This window comes from Chthonomonas sp. (assembly GCA_016788425.1).
Taxonomy (GTDB): Bacteria; Armatimonadota; Fimbriimonadia; order Fimbriimonadales; family Fimbriimonadaceae; genus JAEURQ01.
Map to the genome: position 1 here is coordinate 279742 of JAEURQ010000003.1, position 18003 is coordinate 297744.

The window sequence follows — 18003 nt, forward strand, 5'->3', positions numbered from 1 at the left end:
AGATATGCAACCTTCGGTCCTTCGATCACGGCAACGCGGCCAAGTCCTCATCATCGCCATTTTGGTGTTGGGAATCTTGCTTGGCATCGGCTTTCTCTTCTCGGCGCTCGTCGCCCGCAACATCAGCGATACGGGGAAGTCTATTCGCCGTACGCTGGCGGGAGATTTGGCCGAATCGGGCATTCGCTACGCGCACTATCAGCTGCAGTACTCCGTGCTGGGCGCCGACTGGCGACCGAGCGGCAGTCCGCTGGTGGCGCCGGGCGGCTTCAGCCGCGATCCGGACGCGATCTATCTGCGGGGTCCTTCGGGCATCCCGTTTAAGAACGACACCGACACGCTGCTCGATCGCGGCGGTCCCGATGGTCTTGGCCCCTACACCCGTCTGGAGTACGAAAAGGGCCGATCGCTGATTCGTGTCCGCTATGCTCCCGCCGACTTTGGCGGATTCCGCTCGGGCGCAGGCAATCTTCGCCTGCCGGGTAAAGCGAAGTCGTTTATTATCGTTGAAGCCGTGGGTCGCGCCGGAAAGCTGACGGCAACCGACCCGAGTCTGCAGAACCAAAAGGCCGTCAAGGTCGCGGGTTATGCGAATAACGCTGAGTTCCGCACGAGCCTCGGCGAAATGAAGACCCTGGACGTGATCAACATCAACACGCGCAAGCTCATCGCCTTCGCGCAAACGGGGATCATTGATTACGCCCGCTTCATCACGAACAAATTTAACGTCAGCCGCGCGGCGGAACTGGGGTCGTTGACCTCGCCGACCGCCAGCGACAGCCTTGGTGTGACCTACACCGAAAGCGCGACTTTGAGCGTGCAAGTGGCGGTTCGCTCCATTTTTGGCGGCGTCAGCACCGACAGCACGGGTACCGCGCTCATGGCCGGATCGGGTTCGATCCGCGTGAACGGCGACCTGACGTTGCACGGCGACAACCTGATGTACGCCGACCCGCGCCTGGGTGATGGGCTGCTGGTCAGCGGCGATATTCGCTCGGCCAACGGCGCCTCACAGCTGACGTTGCGCACTCCGAATGGCGACATTGCCGCCGGGGCCCTCGACTCGCGTAACAACGCATTCAGCACGCAAGGCGGATTGATCCGCGATGGCGTCAACGATAGTGACGGCGACGGTTACCCGCGAAGCACGGGCCGCACCGAGCCTCCCTCGCTTACGGCGACGGATCCGAACAGCAATTTGAGCCGCTATGTGGTGCTCACCCGCGACAGCGGTGCCCTCGGCCCCGATGGTCGCAACCTCGGTCGCCTCGGCTACGGTCGTGGTGTGTACGTGGACTCGGCCGAGCGCGGCGCAAGCCAATCGGAAACCGAGCGCGAAACGACCGCCGGTCGAGATTCGGTGGTGCAAGAATGGCTGAACCCCTACAGCGTCAACCAAACCAACGGCGCTTGGTTCGGGCCGTACTACCGCCCGGTCGCGACGACGATTCAACTGACGAGCGACGGATTTCGAATTACGCGGCACGAACGCTCGGCGCGCCGATTCTGGCGCACGATTAACAACGCGGCCACCGCGCTTTCCTCAATTCGATACCGCACGCGCCGCATCGGGAACGTGACGTACATCCTCAACGAGGTGACGAACGGCAACTTGGTGAATCAAGCGATCACCGACGCGGTGTTCGTGCAGAACGGTCAAGAGTTTAACGGCGTGGTTTACGCCGAGGGCGACGTGCAAGTGCGCGGCGTCATCCCGACCGACGTCCAACTTTCCGTCGTCTCGATGGGTTCGATTTACGTCAATGGCAGCATCACCAAGGGCATCCGCACGGAAGCCGGCGCGACGCTGGGCCGACCTTCGACCTCGACGCTCATGCTGATGGCCAAGGACTTCTGCGTGGTGAACACGACGATGTTCTTCGCGCCGTCGCTCTCGGAAACCGTGACCGCGCGCTCCGCGCAGTCGCTGGCTTCGACGCCGACGCCAGAAGCCGCCGTGATCGCACCGGATTCGGTGGATTACAACTACGAAACGGAGCTGCTGCTGAATCCGGTGACGGATGCCGCAGTTGGCTCGGTGGCCGGAAACCCCAGCACGTGGTCGCCGCTTGCGCTGCAGTATCGCGATGCCGTGAACAACAGCCGCATCCCGAGCAATCTCGTGCTTTCAGCCGCCGCCGATAACGACGGTCCGACGTACATGTCGCTGAATCTCACGCCGCTCACGGCGGGCGCGGTTCCGCAGACGTTCCCGTATCTGTTCTTGGGCGGCGTGGACGCGGTGACGAGCGAATTCATCAACCCCGAGGCACGACGCCACTTCCTGCCGAACGATCCGGTGGGCGTGCAAACGATGCTCGGAATCCCGGTTTATGCCTTGGCCGACGCCACGACGCAAACGTATCCGCGATTCGAAATCTCGTCGCACGAGCTGATCGCGACCGGCTCCACCTTCGTGGGCGGGCGCATTCAATCGCCCGGCGGATACATTCACGGCACATTCGAACTGGCCACGCAAGAAAGCACGCTCTTCGGAGTTCGCCTGAACGCGCTTGGCGGCAACGCTTCGCAAAACTTGGTCGCCGCTCGCATGGCGATCAACCCGGCGGATATTCGCATCGAAGCCTCGATGTACGCCGAAGAAGGTTCCTTCTTCGTGATTCCCGGCCCGGCGTTTAACCTGAACGCGGCGGATACGCGGCTGGCGTTTAACACCGACGTGGCCAACGTGGGACGCCCGGCGGCGGAGCTTCGACGCTACCAGCAGTTCGGCGCGCGCCCCTTCGCTCCGTTCTATGGCGAACCGCTCAACGTGAAGGTGAGCATCGTCGGCTCAGTGTCGGAAAACATGCCGCAGCCCATCGCCGTGCAAGCCGCCTGGCAACGCAAGTGGGGTTGGATGCCGCGACAACTCGCGGGCACGCCGTTCTTCTTGCCAGCGCAACATGTGCCGGCCGGCCAAAACGTCAACAGCGGTGTCGCGCTGGACGCGATTGTGCCCAACTTGACCATTAGCCACGACCCGACCCTCGCTTTGGGTTCGGCGGATGGCGCGAATCCGGTGCGGGTAGACGCCGCGGGCAATAGCCTGCCGCCGATGCCGCGACTGCCGGTGTCCCCGACCCTGTCTTACTTTGGAGAGATCAACCCGTGAAGTTCATGAATTTGCGCACTGCAACCTTGTCGCTTGCCTTTAGCCTGGCGGCGGGGGCGATCGCCCAGAACTCGGCGCTGACCAAAATTCAGGTTCGAGCCGGCGTGATCTATCCCGGGAGTCAACTGACCGCGGGCGGATCTGCCTATTCGCCGATTCCGCACGTGTTCTTCGGGCTCGATCAGCGCAAGAATCTGCGTCCCGCCAACTGGGACGTGATGAATCCGCGCTCGCAGACGAACATGTCGGCGCTCATGCAGACGCAGTGGGCTTCGATTCACAGCAAATTCGGAATCGGCGGCGGGCTTCCGGCCGTCGGCTCGCGCGTGGCTAAGAGCAACGCCGCCTATTGGGCGGTTGGACTCTCTCGCTCGACCGTGGACGAGCTGAGTGAGTACGACATTCTCGCCCTCGGCGTCAGCGGCACACTGAGCCTGAGCCCGGCGGACCGCGAAAAGCTGCGCCGCTACGTGGACCAAGGCGGCATTCTCTGGATCGCCCAAGAGAACGTTGGCGACCCCATCAGCTTCGATGTTGTGAATCCGGCGCCCGTGCCGCTCACATTCCTCGGCGCATTTTCGGGAACGGTGCAAGGCGACTTCACCAGCCCGCTGCTGACCACGCCGTACCCGGTCAGCCAAAACGAATTGCAAGCCCTCGGGAACGGTTCGAGCGCATTCCGCCCGGTGACCGCCGGTGATCTCGGCGCGAACGCGGCGAGTGTCAACGAGTGGATTCCGATGGAATCCGACCGAATTCGCCCCATCGTCGGCGCTTCGCCGACCAACCAAATGATCGGCCTGAGCCAAATCGGTGAAGGCTATGTCGTGGTGACCGCCTGCAACATCGGCGCGTTCATGAACCGCGGCTTTTCGGGCGGCGCGTTTACCAACAATTTGGGCTACCAATCGGCCACGCCGTCGGCGGACAACTACGCCGCGCTCGCAACCAAGATCGTGGTCAACATGATCAACCTGCGCAGCAGCTTTGCCGGTCAAGGCGGCGGCGCGCGGCAATCGGGTTCCACGAGCGTCACGGTTTCAGCCCCGCCCATTCAGCGATTTAAGGCCAACGGCAGCGCGACGCAAAACGTGGCGATTTACAAAAACCGCATGGTCGTCATTTCGGGCACCACGCTTTCGGTGTACGACGCCAACCCCGGCCAAGATTTGGATAACGACGGCAACGTTGATGACGGCATTGCCGACGCTCAACAAGGCGGCACCGACGTCATTTGGCGCGCAACCATCGGCGCAGGAACCTCCGGCCCGGTCTGCGGCGAAGCCACGGGCGCGGCTGACCCCGACCGCATCTTCTTTGTCGACGCGACGGGCGCGTTGGTGTGCTACCCGCTCAATCCGGCGAACGTGAACACGCCGGTGCCGCTCGGCACCGCGAATGCGCCGGGTCAAAGCGATCCCGGCGGAACGCGACTGACACCGACGATTCACGACAATCTCGTTTTTATTACTGAGCGAACGACCATTCCGCAGGCCAATGGCCGCGTCTGGTCGGTTGATCTGGAAACCCTCACCGCGCCGACGCGCGGTTCGGGCTCGGCTGGAAAGGGCTACTTCGGTATCGATCGGGCGTTCCGCCTGACTTCGCCTTCGGGCCCGGCTACCGTCGGCCTGATTCCGATTGCCGATAACTCGGGTGGCGTGGACCGGGTGGCCTACGTGCCGACGGCCCCTTCCCCCGCGCTGCGCAAACCGGCGGGAATCGCCAGCCTTTGGGTGGGCACGCGCGGCGAAAAGCCGCCGACCATCATCGGGCTTCCCGGCGGTGGCACTGGATTTATCAACATCAACACCCGCGCCAGCGAGCAGGGCGTCCCCATTTATGCGGGCGGCGGTGCGCTCGGCGTAAAGATCACGCTCATCGAAATCTCGACCGGCCGCGTGTTTAATCAAGCGCAAACGGCCGCCGCGATTCGGATGAACAAGATCAACCTGGGCACTCCGGGCGTTATCCGGGCGGAAATCCTGGGCGGAACCACCCCCAGCGGGGCGGCGATTGTCATTGATGGCGCGAGTAACGTCGTGCCCCCGACGACCTCCCTGCGCGTGGACTACACGATTGACTGGGGCGCGAGCAATACTGGCTCCGGCGAAGATGTGGGTCAACCCGAAAACTACGTTCGTGGCGACGTACAGCTCGCCGACAGCACGTCGCTGAGTCGCCAGATTATGGGCGGCATCGCGATGGGCTCGAATGGAAACCTGTTTGTCGCGCTCGGCAGCAAGGACCCGGCGGTTCGCACCGGCGGTAGTTTCTATTGCATCACCGAAGAAGGTCGCGGCAGCTTCATTGTCCGATATCGTTGGGAGCTGCACGACAGCATCGGCGGCGGCGGCTCGGACCGCACGCTCACGATTCCGCTGGTCGGCGGCAACGAAACCCTGCGCTACGACGCCTCGGTGGTGGACCACGACGGCGTGCTCGACTTCCCGGGCCTCGGCGCGATCCTCGATCGCCCGCTCTCGAAAATGCAGTTTGAAACCGCGCCCGTGGTGCGTGGCGACACCGTGTTTATCGCCGCGACTGGCTTCAAGAAGGGCTTGCCCGCTTTCCCCGGAATGCCGCCGTACATGTCGGTCATCCTGGCGTTCAACGCCAACCCCGGTCCGGCCTCCATTACGCTAGACCTCGGCTCGCCGAGCAACCTGCAACTGGTTCAGCCCGATCTCGCTCGCACCGATTTCACGGCGCCGTTCGCGCAAATGAACTCGCTCGCGCCGGGTCAGTTCTCGCAAGAGAAAATTGATCCGAACATCATCACGAGCCCCACGCGCATCGAAATCCGCAATTTCTCGACCACGACGCGCGGCAGCTTGGCGAACACCATCGCCTGCAACTTGCCGCTGTACGTCCGAACCGGATCGAGCCGCGACCTCAAGGTCGAGCCCGAAGCCAACGTGCAAGACGGCGTCTATCTGCCCGGCAACGCCGGTGGCAGCTGGAACCCGCTGCGCTGGTACACCGTGCTCAACGGCATGTATACGCAAGCGAGCCCGGTCATCACCGGCTCGACGATGTACACCGGCGGCCCGAGCTTCCTGCCCTCGATCATCATCAACCAAACCTTCCCGCCGACCGGCGTGGACGGCCTGATGTACGCGATGGACACGAAGGTGTCGCCGAGCGACCTGCTGGTGCCCGACGCGACCCGCAACGGCCACCTCGCTAACACGCCGGTCCGCACGTGGTATCGCTACCTGACGACGGTCAAGGTGAATGGCGGCAACGTCAGCCAACCGCCGTACTTTAAGTGGCCGCAATTCTTTGGCATCACCGACTTCACCGACTTCGGTCAGCGCCTGTTGCAGGCCGTCATCCCGGGTGAAACCACGGTGCCGAGTCTGGCTGCCGGCGATGACCTCATCGCGGTGAACACGACTTCGGGCGTGTACGGATTCCGCCGAGGCGACTTCTTGATCGCCGACCAAGGCCGCATTATCCGCGCCGACAGCACGGGCAACGCGCTGTGGAGCTCGGAATTCACGGCTCAAGCCGGGGAAGAGCTTCCCGACGCGGGCCAAGTCAAAACGCGCAAGCTCAACCGTCCCTGGCGGGTCATCCCGGCCGGTGGCGGAAGCAACTGGGTCGTGGATAGCGGCGCCGATCGGATCGTGCGGATGAGTTCCGCCGGGTTCGAAGAGCGTGTGATCTCCGCGATTCGCGTGGACCCGCGATTCCAGCCGCCCGGACTGGGCGACAACCCGCCGAGCCGCCTGCGCATGCCGCGCGACATGGTCACGTGGACGTCGGTAGTCGCGGCGGCGAATAACCCCTTCACGAACCCGCAGCCAGCCGAGTATTGGCGTCACTATCTGATCGCCGACCAAGGCAATTTCCGGGTCATCGAACTGGTGGACCGCTACGCCTACGATTCGTCAACGGGTCGGGTGGGCGCGGTCGTCAACTATGTCGATCCGATTGAAAACGCGACCCTCGCCGGGCTCGGCGTGGTGTATAGCCACAGCAGCCCCGAACTGAGCGGCAAGCAGTACGCCTACAACAGCATCGCTCGCCTGCGCAGTCAAGATGGCACGCGCATTCTGTATGCGTTCGGATTCGGCAACATCGAACCGGGCCTGAACAGTTTTGGCGCGACCACGGGCAGCACCAGCGCGCTCGACCTCAAGAGCGGCAACGGTGGCGTGGTTCTCTACGATCCGCAAGCCGCGACCGAAAACCTGATCACGCAGTACTCGCTGCAGGGCATCACGGGCCAACTCTGGAACCCGGTGACCAACAGCTGGGCGGCGGGCACCAACACCCCGCAAACGCGCAAGTTCGCCGGACTCACGTCGGTGACGTTGGGTTACGATGCGAGCGGCGCGATCCGCCTGATGGTCACGGACTCGACGGGCGTTTATGAAATGACGACCGCCGGAAACGTCACGTGGGCCTTGCCGACGAACGTGTACCGCGCGATGCGACGCACGATCACTGACGTGGTCACCAGCGACAATCCGAACGGCTTCCGGCCCTCGTTTGCGCGCAGGCTCTCCAACAACGACGTGCTCGTGGTGAACGCCTACCAAGGCGAGTTTTTCAACGACACTTCGAACAAGACCTTTGATGGCGAAGTCGTACTCTTGCGAGGCGACGACTTCGGGTGGAACTTCGACAACCTCGGCTTCGGTCGATACACGATCAAGTTCGCCCTTCCACCCCTCAACGGCGTCCGCGGACTCACGGTCCCGGTCTTCGCCGATCAACGTTAAACCAATTAGCTTCCGATGAAAGTAGCGAAATCGATGTTCAAAAGCGGACTGGCCCTGCTCGGGCTGGTCTGCGTGGCCGCAAGTCAAGCCCAGGTGTTCGATCATCTGGGGGGTACGAACCAACGCCAAGGTCGCAATCCCGCGGCTACGGCGGCGGATAACCCCGGCTTGATGAAGCTTCGTTGGGGCGACCCGACGCTGGCCGCAAAGCGCGTGCTCGATAACTGGGACACCGCGCCCCTGGGAACGAAGCCGTTTACCAACTTTATCGCCGCCAATTGGGGCGATCCGCTCGACGCCAAGGGCGCCTCGTATGTTGACCTTTCCAACGGCACGGAAGCACCGTATCGCTACGCGTTTGCGACCGCATCGGCCCTTACGAACGACTACTGGACGCCCGCCAACCCGGCGCTGCTCAAGGTGTTCACCTGGAACTTCCCGCAGTACCAAAACGGGGATGAACTGGAGTTGTTCGTCAACATTCCGGTCGGTCCGACCGACATCAACAACGCGGTCCTGACCGAAGACCTCCGGTTCCAGGCCCGCTATCAGGTTTATCAAATCGAGGGCGTCGACAATCCCGATGGCACCACCGATCCGATCTACGTCAAGATCGACACGTTTAACGTGCTCGGCGGCACGGTCCGCCTTGGTCTCGATCGGGGCCCCAACGCGACGTGGACGGCCAATCTGAACGGCGGCGTCAAGATCACGCTGCTCAACACAATCCCGCGTAACTCAAGCGGCACGCTGGAAGACCCTGAAGAAAACAATCCGGCGGGCACCATCGGCAAGCTCGTTTATGCCGACTCCGCTGAAGCGCAACTCGTGTTGCCGGGCAATGCCGGCACCATCACCGCGCAGCCGGTGGTCTATCAGCGAACCTCGGGCAACCCGACGGACTACACGGTGGCCGCGGGTCGCAACGAAGCCGTTTCCGGCCAAGTCGGCAGCGAAGTGTTCAGCTCGAACATGGCGATTGTCACCGGTTACGCTCACAACGGACAAAAAATTACTGCTGCCGAGCCTGGTCTCGGTGGTTCGGTGCGCCGCAACATCCTTTGGTCCTGGCCGGTGCGCCGTCCGTTCGCCAACTCCTCGGCGGAACTCAACACCTTTAACACCGCGAAGTCCACGTGGATGGAGACCAATGGTCGCTATCAGCAGGTCCTGACGCAAGACAACCAAAGCAGTGGCGTCACGCCGACCGGCGGTTGGAATGTCGCGACCCTGCCCAACAACAAGGGCGACGACGCGCTGACCTTCCCGGCGGTGGTCGGGGCGGCGACGCAGCAGATTTCGTTCGCCAAGAACGGCCTCAACGGCCAGTACGTGATTCAAGTGTGGTCTCCGGGCGGCACCTTCGCCAACCGCGTGATCGTGCAGGTCAAGTCCCTGGGCTTCACCATCGCTTCGGGCGAAGTGGACCTCAATGGTGCGACCGGATGGCGCGCTGTGCGGGCCGCTGGCTTTAGCAACTTCGAAGCGTTCGGCAACTTGGAACTGGTCATCACCAATGAGACCAATGATGCCGGTAGCGCGGGCGCTGATGTGGTGGCGGACCAAGTCCGGTTCATTCGCACGGCCGACCTGAGCATGACCAGCACGCCGGTGGCGGTGCAAATGCCGATCAACGTCGGTGGCTCGCTTGTCAACCGAACGGTGCTGTTTGTCGCCCTTCAGAACGGACGCATTTATGCGCTTGATGGCGATGGCGACCCCCTCACGGGCACGACGGAAGTTTTCTGGGCCTATCCCAGCGAGCGAGCGGTTGACCCCAACCACATTGCCACCGAAGATGGCGTGGATGGCATCGCCGAAATGCCGGCGCAGTTCGATCTCACGTCCGCCGCATTCGAGACCGTGACCTACGGCCCTGGCGATCAACGCACGGTGCTGGTGATCGGAAGCACGAACGGCAAGGTTTACTGCCTCGACGCACAAGGTCGTGGCGACCAAACGCCGACGCTTTACGGAACCACGCGCCGCTATTGGAGCTGGCCGGATGATTATCCCGCCGCGCCGAGCACGGAAAATCATGGCGCCATCGTTGGCTCGGTGAGCTGGTCCAACATGGGCGGCGTGCAAAAGTGGATCGTCCCGACGAGTTCGGGCCGCGTTTTCGCCCTCAACGCCGTGGGGAACGACACCACCAAGACGACGTCCGTGGCTTGGCAATACCCGGCTCCCGCCGCCACCCCTCGTGGCCCGGTCGTGATGTCGGCGCTCAGCCATCTGAACCACATCGTGTTCGGATCGGGCGATGCCATGATTTCGCTGGACGCCGCTTCGGGCGCAGAAAACTGGGTGAAAACCAACGGTGCGACGGGTGCGTTCCTGCCGTTCGGCACCTCCACCCCGGCGCTGATGCGACAAATTTCTGACCCGCTCTTGCCGCACGACACGCTGTTCTTTGGCAATGGCGACGGCTACATTTATGCGGTTGATCTGGCCAACGGGAACACCGATTGGGCGGAAAACTCGATCGGTGCGGTCGCCTCGGCTCCGCTGACCGCGATGCACCGCCGCGGATTCCTGACGACCGGCGCGCTTTCCCCGACTCCGGAACCGATTGTGCTCGTGCCGACCAACGCTAACAGCTATGTGGCCCTGCGCGCGGTGAATTCGATCACCGGCAACCGCGGTTCGGTTGCCTGGACGGGACGCCTCAAAGGCTCGCCCACGCCGGCCGCCACTGGCGCCCGGGCAATCGGTGCGAATCCGAACCTGATTGACGCGCGGATGGATGACGAGTTTGGCTACATGTTTGGCGCCGACTCGGACGGAAACCTGCTGGCCTACGGCTACGATCCGGACTTCGGTCTCGATGATCAGTGGCTGCCCGATGGCGCGCCCCCCGTGGACGACGGCATTGACGACAACGACCCCAATTCGGTGGATGTCTCGAACATCGCCAAGGGAGCCAAGGTCGCGTTTATTCTGGAAAACGATCTTTACATGCTCACTCGCCTCAGCCGCGAGGGAACCCTGAAGCAAAGCGACGTGGACGCCGCCGTGACGAACGGGGCCGCGATTACGCGCCGCCACTTTGAATTCGGCGAACGCCTGAACTTCATCGCCTACGACATGCCGGATCCGGCCACGCTCGGCTCGGGCGCGTCGTACTCGGTCGAGATTCAGATCAGCACGCCGGGCGGCTCGTCGCAACGACGAAGCGAGTTCCCGCGCATCATCACCGACGCGGCCAGTCCGCTGCGCTCCCGCTTCATCACGGGTCAAATCGCGATCGTGGGCACCGGCAACAATGCCGTGGCTCCCGGCCCGACCACCGTGAAGTGCTCGATCGTCGGCTACGCCAGTTCGAGCGGTGGACAGGCGCAATCGACCTCGGAGATTCCGAAGGCAAACATTTCGTTTGGCGGTCAGATCACGACGAACAACCCGATGGGGATTCGCATGCTCTCGACGCAAGCCGGAAACGTGAACCTCGCCATTTCGGGAACTCCGCTCGAAGCTTTTGCCGATGGCAACGGAAACCAAGACCTGGACAACAACACGGGCGCGGTCATCGCGAACCAAGTGCTGCGCCAAGGTTTTGCGCCGAGTCTCGCCGAGGCCACAGGTGTCGCGCCGGAAGTCGCGCACGGCAACCAAGCCCAGTCGCGCATCTTCCTTTACGACCGAAGCTGCATGTCAACCCTGCTGGGTCTCGACCGTGGCCTGCCGAACATTCGCATGGCCAACCGCGACCTGTTGATTCAGGGCGCCAACGGCTCGATTCCGGCGAAGGCACTCGGTACGGATTATCCGCTGTTCGAGCAACCGATCTCGCGCCCGAACGGCGTGAACATCAGCCTCGACTACCCCGACATGAAGCGATCGCTGATCGAAGTGGTCAAGGAAGTCTCGGGCAACGCGGAAAATCCGCTGTTCTCGCCAGTCTCGCTGAATCCGCCCGCCTACACCGTTGCGGACTACCAACAGTACAAGTCGGACGGCGCGACCTACAACGCAGGTTTGCCGCGCACGACGCAAGCGACGCCGTTTGACTACCGGTTGAACACGCCGCGATTCCAGCCGCCGAGCAACTACCTGGGCACGCAATATGCCTACGTGGATGCTCAACGCACGACGCTCTCGTTCGTGCCGGGTGCCACGACGGGCTACGCTTACCGCGAGTTCACCGCCAACGCGGTGGTCGGCGGTGACGAACGCCTGAGCGTGGTGCAAGAAACGATTGACCTCGGCACCCTGATGGGTGGCGCCGGATTCGCTCCGGGCGTTCCGTTCGCGGCTCCGGGAATCAACTTCCAAGCGCCGGTCTTCAACCCGAGCGGCAATCCGTTCTTCCAACGCTTCGGCGTGATGAACGAGGGCAACGTGAACTTGCTGAATGTGCGCGTGGCCAAGGCGGTCGAAAATGACTTTGAGCTGTCGAAGATCTCGGGCCTCGGCCTGCAGCCTTCGGCGTGGCTCAACATCTCTCGCCACCTGCACTCGGATATTGATCCGGAGTACGCGCCGGCCGGCACTAGCAATCGCGTCGCGATTCAAAAGGCTCGCCCGGGCGATCTGGAACCCACTCGCTTGCGTGTGAATCCGATTCGCCGCGCGAATCCGGCGATCGGCGCAACCCAGGTTCCGCTGCTTAACACAGCGGTGTTCCCGGCCAACGAAGATCCGAAGATTGCCGTCTCGATTCCGATCGGGGCTCCGATGGGCAACTACACCGTGAACGTGGTGGTTTTTGAAGATCGCGACGTGGTGAACGCATTCAACTCGCCCGTGCTCAATCTCGAGGCAAGTTCGACCTACGAACCCTACGCCGATCCGTTTGTGCTCAAGCTGAACGTCGGCGAAACCCGACTGACCAACGCTCGCCCGAACAAGGCGATCAACATGATCGATACCGATCTGGGTCTGACGGGCAAGGAATCGCATCGTTGGGGCAACCTCCAGCCGAACATGTATCGCGATGGCCTCGGTCACGTCTACATGGCGTTTGCGAGTGAGCGACGAGGCGGCACGAATGTCGCCGACTGGAACGCTCGCCTGAAGACTCCGGCTGATACGACGACCCCGCAGTACCGCATTTATATTGCGTCGCTGGCCGGTGGTGTCCCGTTCGCTCCGGGCGTCGATCCGTCGCCGCTCAGCGACCTCGACCGGTTCAGCCCGGCGATCGCGAGTCGATGGTTCTTCCAAGAACTGAATCCGTTCCCGATCTTTGCCAGCCCCGAAACCTTGTTTGGCGTCGGCGCGGGCGAGACCGTGCAACCGGGTTCGGTGCAGTTCGGTTCGCCGACGTTCCCGACCAGCGGTGGATTTGCCTCGCGAATTTCGCCGGGCAACACGGGCCGCAACTCGACGATTGCGCCGTACATGGCCTTCATCGCCGAATTCAATAAGGTGGATGGCACGGGCCAAGTCACTCGCGAAAGCCGCATCTTCCTGTCGCGTCTCAGCGGCGGGCCGGGATCGGTCACGATGAGCGCGCCGGTGATGCTCAGCACGACCGCGGCGGTCATTGACCCGTCGGCAAAGATTGGTCGCCCGTCGCTGATTCAAGACGAAAACGGCGTCGCGACGTTGTTCTTCACGGTCACTCGTGGCGGACAAAGCCAACTGATGTTCGCGACCTACAACGGCACCAACTGGGTGGTTCGACCGGGCTTCGGCGGTAACGCCGTCGTGCAGTCGTTCAACTTCGGCAGCGCCTTTGAGCTGATCTCGAACGCGAGCTCGTACCTGCGACCGGCCGGTGGCCTTGATATCGTGATGACGGGACGTGTCCGCGGCCGCAGTGGCTCGGAAGTCTTCCTGGGTCGCATGTCGCCCACCAACTCGGCACAACCGAGCTTCTCGGGCGGCGGCTGGATGAACAAGTGGAACACGCTCGTGTCGCCGCTGAACAAGGACGCGCGAACCGGCATCTACTGGGGCCTGGGCGTGCAACTCGACACGCGCGATTGGAACCAAGATTCCGCGGGAACGCTGGCCGATCCGACGGTGGCCGACTTCATTGACGTCTTCCGACGCACGAATGCCGGCTACGTCTCGGTGATCAAGCCCGGCACGCGCAAGCTCAGCGAACGCACGAATAACGTGGTCGCCGAATGTATGCTGGGCGGCACGATAACGATCAATATGACTAGTGGGGCCGTGCAGTTCGATGGGGCGTTGATCCCGGCGAACATGCAACTCTCCATGCGCTACCGCGCGGAATTCGTCCGCATCAGCGGTGGTCAGGGCGCCAACTACAAGGGCGTGAGCATGGTCTTTGACGACCGCATGGTGGGCGACACGCTCAACTGGCGCGATGCCGGCGGGAATCCGCTGGGCACGGTGGTGCCGCGTAACGATCGGTTCGTGTTTACGTACCTCAAGGAAGACCAAGAGTCGCGCCTCGGCCCGCAGGCCATCATGCGCACGGCTCGCTTTGGGATTGTCCTGAGCCAACGTCTCGCAACGGATGCCAACGGCAACTATCAAATCACGGCGATCTCGGGCAACCTCGGTCCGTTCCAAGTGGATCCGGTGAACAACCGCATCTACTTCCAGTCGGAAGACGAAGCGCGATCGGTGCAGATTAGCTACGTTTCGACGGGCGGAAACACGACCGATCGGCAAACGGTTGGCGTGCTCACCGAAACCGCGGAAACCACGCTGCCGATGACGCCCGGCGTCACGAGTCTGCAGGTGGCACTGGACGCGCCGAGTACGGCCTTCAACAACAACGTGTCGGCTCGCCGCGCGAACCTGTTGTGGCTGATCTGGTCGAGCACGCAGCAAGGTGTCCCGGACATCTACATGGGCACCGTCGCGCCGTTCTTCTCGTCGCGACCTTAAGGAAACCCAAGACCGAAGGGCGAGCATGGAAAATGCTCGCCCTTTTTTCGTTTCGGCTGTGCCTTATTTGGGTTTGCGACCATCATAGAACTAAAGCGGAACTTTGCCTCGTCATGGTAAGGTACGCGGTGGGTTACGCCCTTGCACGGGTTGTGCTCTCCGGGATAACATAGGGGACACCCAAACCAGGGAAGAATTTGGACGAAGTATGGCGAAAAAGCTAACGAGCGTTTTAGGGATCGATATCGGCAGTCAGCAGATTAAGATCGCCGAAATCAAGATGCAAGGACGCGAACCAGCGGTGACTGCGCTGGGGATCGCCCGTACGCCCGAAGGGGCGGTTGACCATACCGGTGTCTACGACGTGGATAACGTCGCCCAGGTGGTCAAAGACCTGGCGCAGGCTTCGGGAGCCTCGGTCAACCAAGTGGTGGTGACCGTCGCCGGGCAAGCATCCGTTTTGGTTCGCACGGTGGAGGCTCCGCGCCTCGAAGGCACCGAGCTAAAGAACCACATGGAATGGGAAATTACGCGCAACGTGCCGTTCGCGGAAACCACCATCCAATCCGACTTCAAGCCGATACCGGGCGGCGATCCGGCTAGCCAAAACATGGACGTGATTATGGCGATCTCGCCCCAGTCCGCTATTGACACGCTGGTGGACATCGTCAAGAAGTCCGGCAAGAATCTCGCCGTCATCGACGTGGAGCCGCTAGGCCTCGCCCGAGCGTTCAAGGCCACCTACGGCGCGGATTACGATAACCAAACCGTCTGCGTGGTGGACTTCGGCCATAAGACGACGGCCATTAATATTTACCGCGACGGCTACCTGATGCTTCCGCGCCAAGTGCCAATGGGCGGCGAAAACTTTACGCAGGCCATTGCCGCCAACATGGGCGTCGGCATGGACGAAGCCGAGCACATGAAGACCACGCGCGCCCGAGTCCCGGAAAACGCTGGTCAACAAAACGCGTTTGGTCAAACTGGTGGTTTCGAACCGTTCAATCCGTTCGCGGATGCGGCGGCGTTCAATCCTGGTCTAACGATCAACGTCCCCGCGGCCGATCCTGGTCCCGGTGCGGCCGGAACCGGTGGCAGCCTGTACGATTACGCGGCGCCAACTCCGGGGGCCGACGACACTCCTGCTGATTTCAACGCGTACGCCGCGGCGGACGCGACTCCTGAGCCGGAACCCGAGCCCGCGATGGCCCCGGTGCCGGCGGCTCCCCCGCAAAACGACGAGGAAACGCAGCTGTACCAAGCCTTTGCGCAAGTGCTCGACGAGTTCGTCAGCGAGCTGCGCCGATCGGTGGATTACTACCGCTCGAAGGGTGGCGAAGTTTCGGCCGTCCTGCTCGTGGGTGGCGCGTCGAAGTTGCCTGGACTTACCGAGCATCTTCAAGCCTCGCTCGGCATTCCAACCTCGCTGCTCGATCCGTCGCGCGGCCTCCCGATTAATGCCAAGCGCCTGGAAGCGGGTCTGCTGGAAAATAATCGCCAAGATTTCGCCATTGCCATCGGCAACGGCCTGCACATTGCCTTTGATTGATCTATGAAGCTGAATCTCTTGCCTCAATACGTCACAAAAGGGGCCGCTGCGCGGACCTGGATGGTGGCTTCCATCGCCGCGGCGGTGGTCTCTGTTTTGGGTTCGGTGTTCCTTATCACCAGTTCCAAGGGTCAGCGCGATGCGGCTGAGGCCGCGGCGAACGACTTGGTGCCGCAAGCCCAAGCTGTTGTCGCTCTCGCCAAGACCGCCGATACCATCGGCGCGAGCTCGGCCGAAACGGTGCGCAACATCGCGCTCGCCGATGCCATGCAGAAGCACCCGGCCAAGATCACCGGTTTCTACCGTGAGGTGATCCCGTACATTCCGAGTTTCTTCCGGGTGAACGCGATGTCGATGACGCCGATTGATGGCAATCGCGCCGCCTTGACTTTGACGGGCACCATCCAAACTTATCAACAGTACGCCGACTTGATGTTGGCGCTGCTGAGAATCCCCGGCGCGCAAACCGTCGGTCGCACGGGCTACGTGCTCGATCGCCGTAACCTGCCGAATGTTACGGAAACCGACCAGTATCCGGAGTTCAAGAAGGCCAGCGACGACCGCTTGCCGCTTGATCCCGTTGACCGCATCAACGCGTTGGTCGCGCGCGCTTCGGCGGAACCGACCGGCTTTACTGGCGCGGGCAACTACGCCGGTCCGATTGAACAACCGCGACTTGCGCTTCCGAAGTGGCAAAATATTACCGTGAGCGTCGTGCTCCAAACGCCGGGAGCGCAAGTTCCGGTGCCGGGCGCAACGACTCCAGGCGCCGGGCCTGGCGCAATGAATCCGGGTGCCGCTCCGGCTACCCAACCCCGACCGAACGCAGGTGCGAATCCGGCGATTGTGGCGGGTCCGGAATACAATTTCTTAGTCCCCGTCCCCAAGGACAGCATGCCCGCGGGCGGTCCTCGCCCAGGTGGTCGTGCTGCGGGTGGGGCCAACCCCTCGCTTCCGCGACCGGGTGGTCCGGCGGGCCGGGATGGTGACATCTAATGAAAAAGCTTTCGCATTGGACTTGGATCTGGATCGGTCTTTCGATCTCGCTGGCCGCGCTTGCCTTTGGCTACTTCCAGCACTGGAAGCCAAACATGACCGAAAAGGAATCGTTTGACGCCCAAAAGGAAAAGCTCGAAGCCATCGTCGCCTCGCGCGGCAAGGCGCAAAAGCGAGTGGAAGATGTGTCCACCGAAGTCATGGCGAAGAACGACGAGTGGGGCGACATCGTCCTGCGCAAGACTCCGCAGCAAGGGCTTCAAAACGGCGGCATTGACCTCGCCGTGAACCCATGGCAGCTGGTGGTGGACGCGCCGAAGTTCCGCGACTCGATTCAGGCGGCGGTGAACCGACAAGTTCGCACCGGCGGAATCAAGGTCATCACCGGACCTGCGATCAAGCCGTTCTCGCAAGAAGCGACCAACATTTTGGCCTCGGACTTTAACTATCCGGCGCTTGGCTATCCGGTCATGTTCATCGACCTCGGCACTATCACGGTCCGCGGCACGATGCAACAGATCATGGCGAACTTTGAAAGCTGGGCGAACATGCCGAACTATATGGCAGTGAGTCACGGTCTTCGATTTAACGGAACCTCGCCGGTTCTCACGGGAACCTATCAGGTCAGTATGGTGGCGTTCATCCGTGCCGATCAGGTGGGTGCTCCGGTTCCCGAAGGCGCGGCTCCCGGTGCAAGCGGCGGCGGTGGAATCGGTGGTCCCGGAGCGGGTCCCGGCTTGCCGGCCCCCGGTGGCGGCGGTGGTAAGCTGAGCCGCAGTACTCAGAACAACTAATCTAGT

The 18003-nt window shown here is 62.2% G+C and carries 6 protein-coding genes; all 6 read left to right on the forward strand.

The features are described from left to right. Positions 1–4 precede the first annotated feature (4 nt). Positions 5–3115 carry a hypothetical protein gene (locus JNJ45_08620; GenBank protein ID MBL8048731.1) on the forward strand — a complete coding sequence of 1037 codons (3111 nt, stop codon included), beginning with the start codon at positions 5–7 and terminating at the stop codon, positions 3113–3115. 5 nt (positions 3116–3120) lie between these two features. Further along, entirely contained in the window at positions 3121–7848 is a 4728-nt protein-coding gene (locus JNJ45_08625) for a hypothetical protein (GenBank protein MBL8048732.1), read from the forward strand. A 15-nt stretch (positions 7849–7863) separates the two neighbouring features. Further along, positions 7864–14658, forward strand: coding sequence for a PQQ-binding-like beta-propeller repeat protein (locus tag JNJ45_08630; GenBank protein MBL8048733.1), 6795 nt, complete (start codon positions 7864–7866; stop codon positions 14656–14658). 208 nt (positions 14659–14866) lie between these two features. Further along, complete coding sequence (gene pilM, locus JNJ45_08635; GenBank protein ID MBL8048734.1) at positions 14867–16207, forward strand: type IV pilus assembly protein PilM; 1341 nt, start codon at positions 14867–14869, stop codon at positions 16205–16207. A 3-nt stretch (positions 16208–16210) separates the two neighbouring features. After that, positions 16211–17203, forward strand: coding sequence for a hypothetical protein (locus JNJ45_08640; GenBank protein ID MBL8048735.1), 993 nt, complete (start codon positions 16211–16213; stop codon positions 17201–17203). After that, the gene (locus tag JNJ45_08645) at positions 17203–17997 is read left to right on the forward strand and encodes a hypothetical protein (protein MBL8048736.1); all 795 of its coding nucleotides are present in this window, start codon (positions 17203–17205) and stop codon (positions 17995–17997) included. Before JNJ45_08640 ends, JNJ45_08645 begins: the two co-directional genes overlap by 1 nt. The last annotated feature ends 6 nt before the right edge of the window (positions 17998–18003 follow it).

Coding starts and splice junctions, on each gene's coding strand:
- JNJ45_08645 (MBL8048736.1), top strand. CDS start 17,203: ATGAAAAAGCTTTCGCATTGGACTTGGATCTGGATCGGTCTTTCGATC.
- pilM (MBL8048734.1), top strand. CDS start 14,867: ATGGCGAAAAAGCTAACGAGCGTTTTAGGGATCGATATCGGCAGTCAG.
- JNJ45_08620 (MBL8048731.1), top strand. CDS start 5: ATGCAACCTTCGGTCCTTCGATCACGGCAACGCGGCCAAGTCCTCATC.
- JNJ45_08625 (MBL8048732.1), top strand. CDS start 3,121: ATGAATTTGCGCACTGCAACCTTGTCGCTTGCCTTTAGCCTGGCGGCG.
- JNJ45_08630 (MBL8048733.1), top strand. CDS start 7,864: ATGAAAGTAGCGAAATCGATGTTCAAAAGCGGACTGGCCCTGCTCGGG.
- JNJ45_08640 (MBL8048735.1), top strand. CDS start 16,211: ATGAAGCTGAATCTCTTGCCTCAATACGTCACAAAAGGGGCCGCTGCG.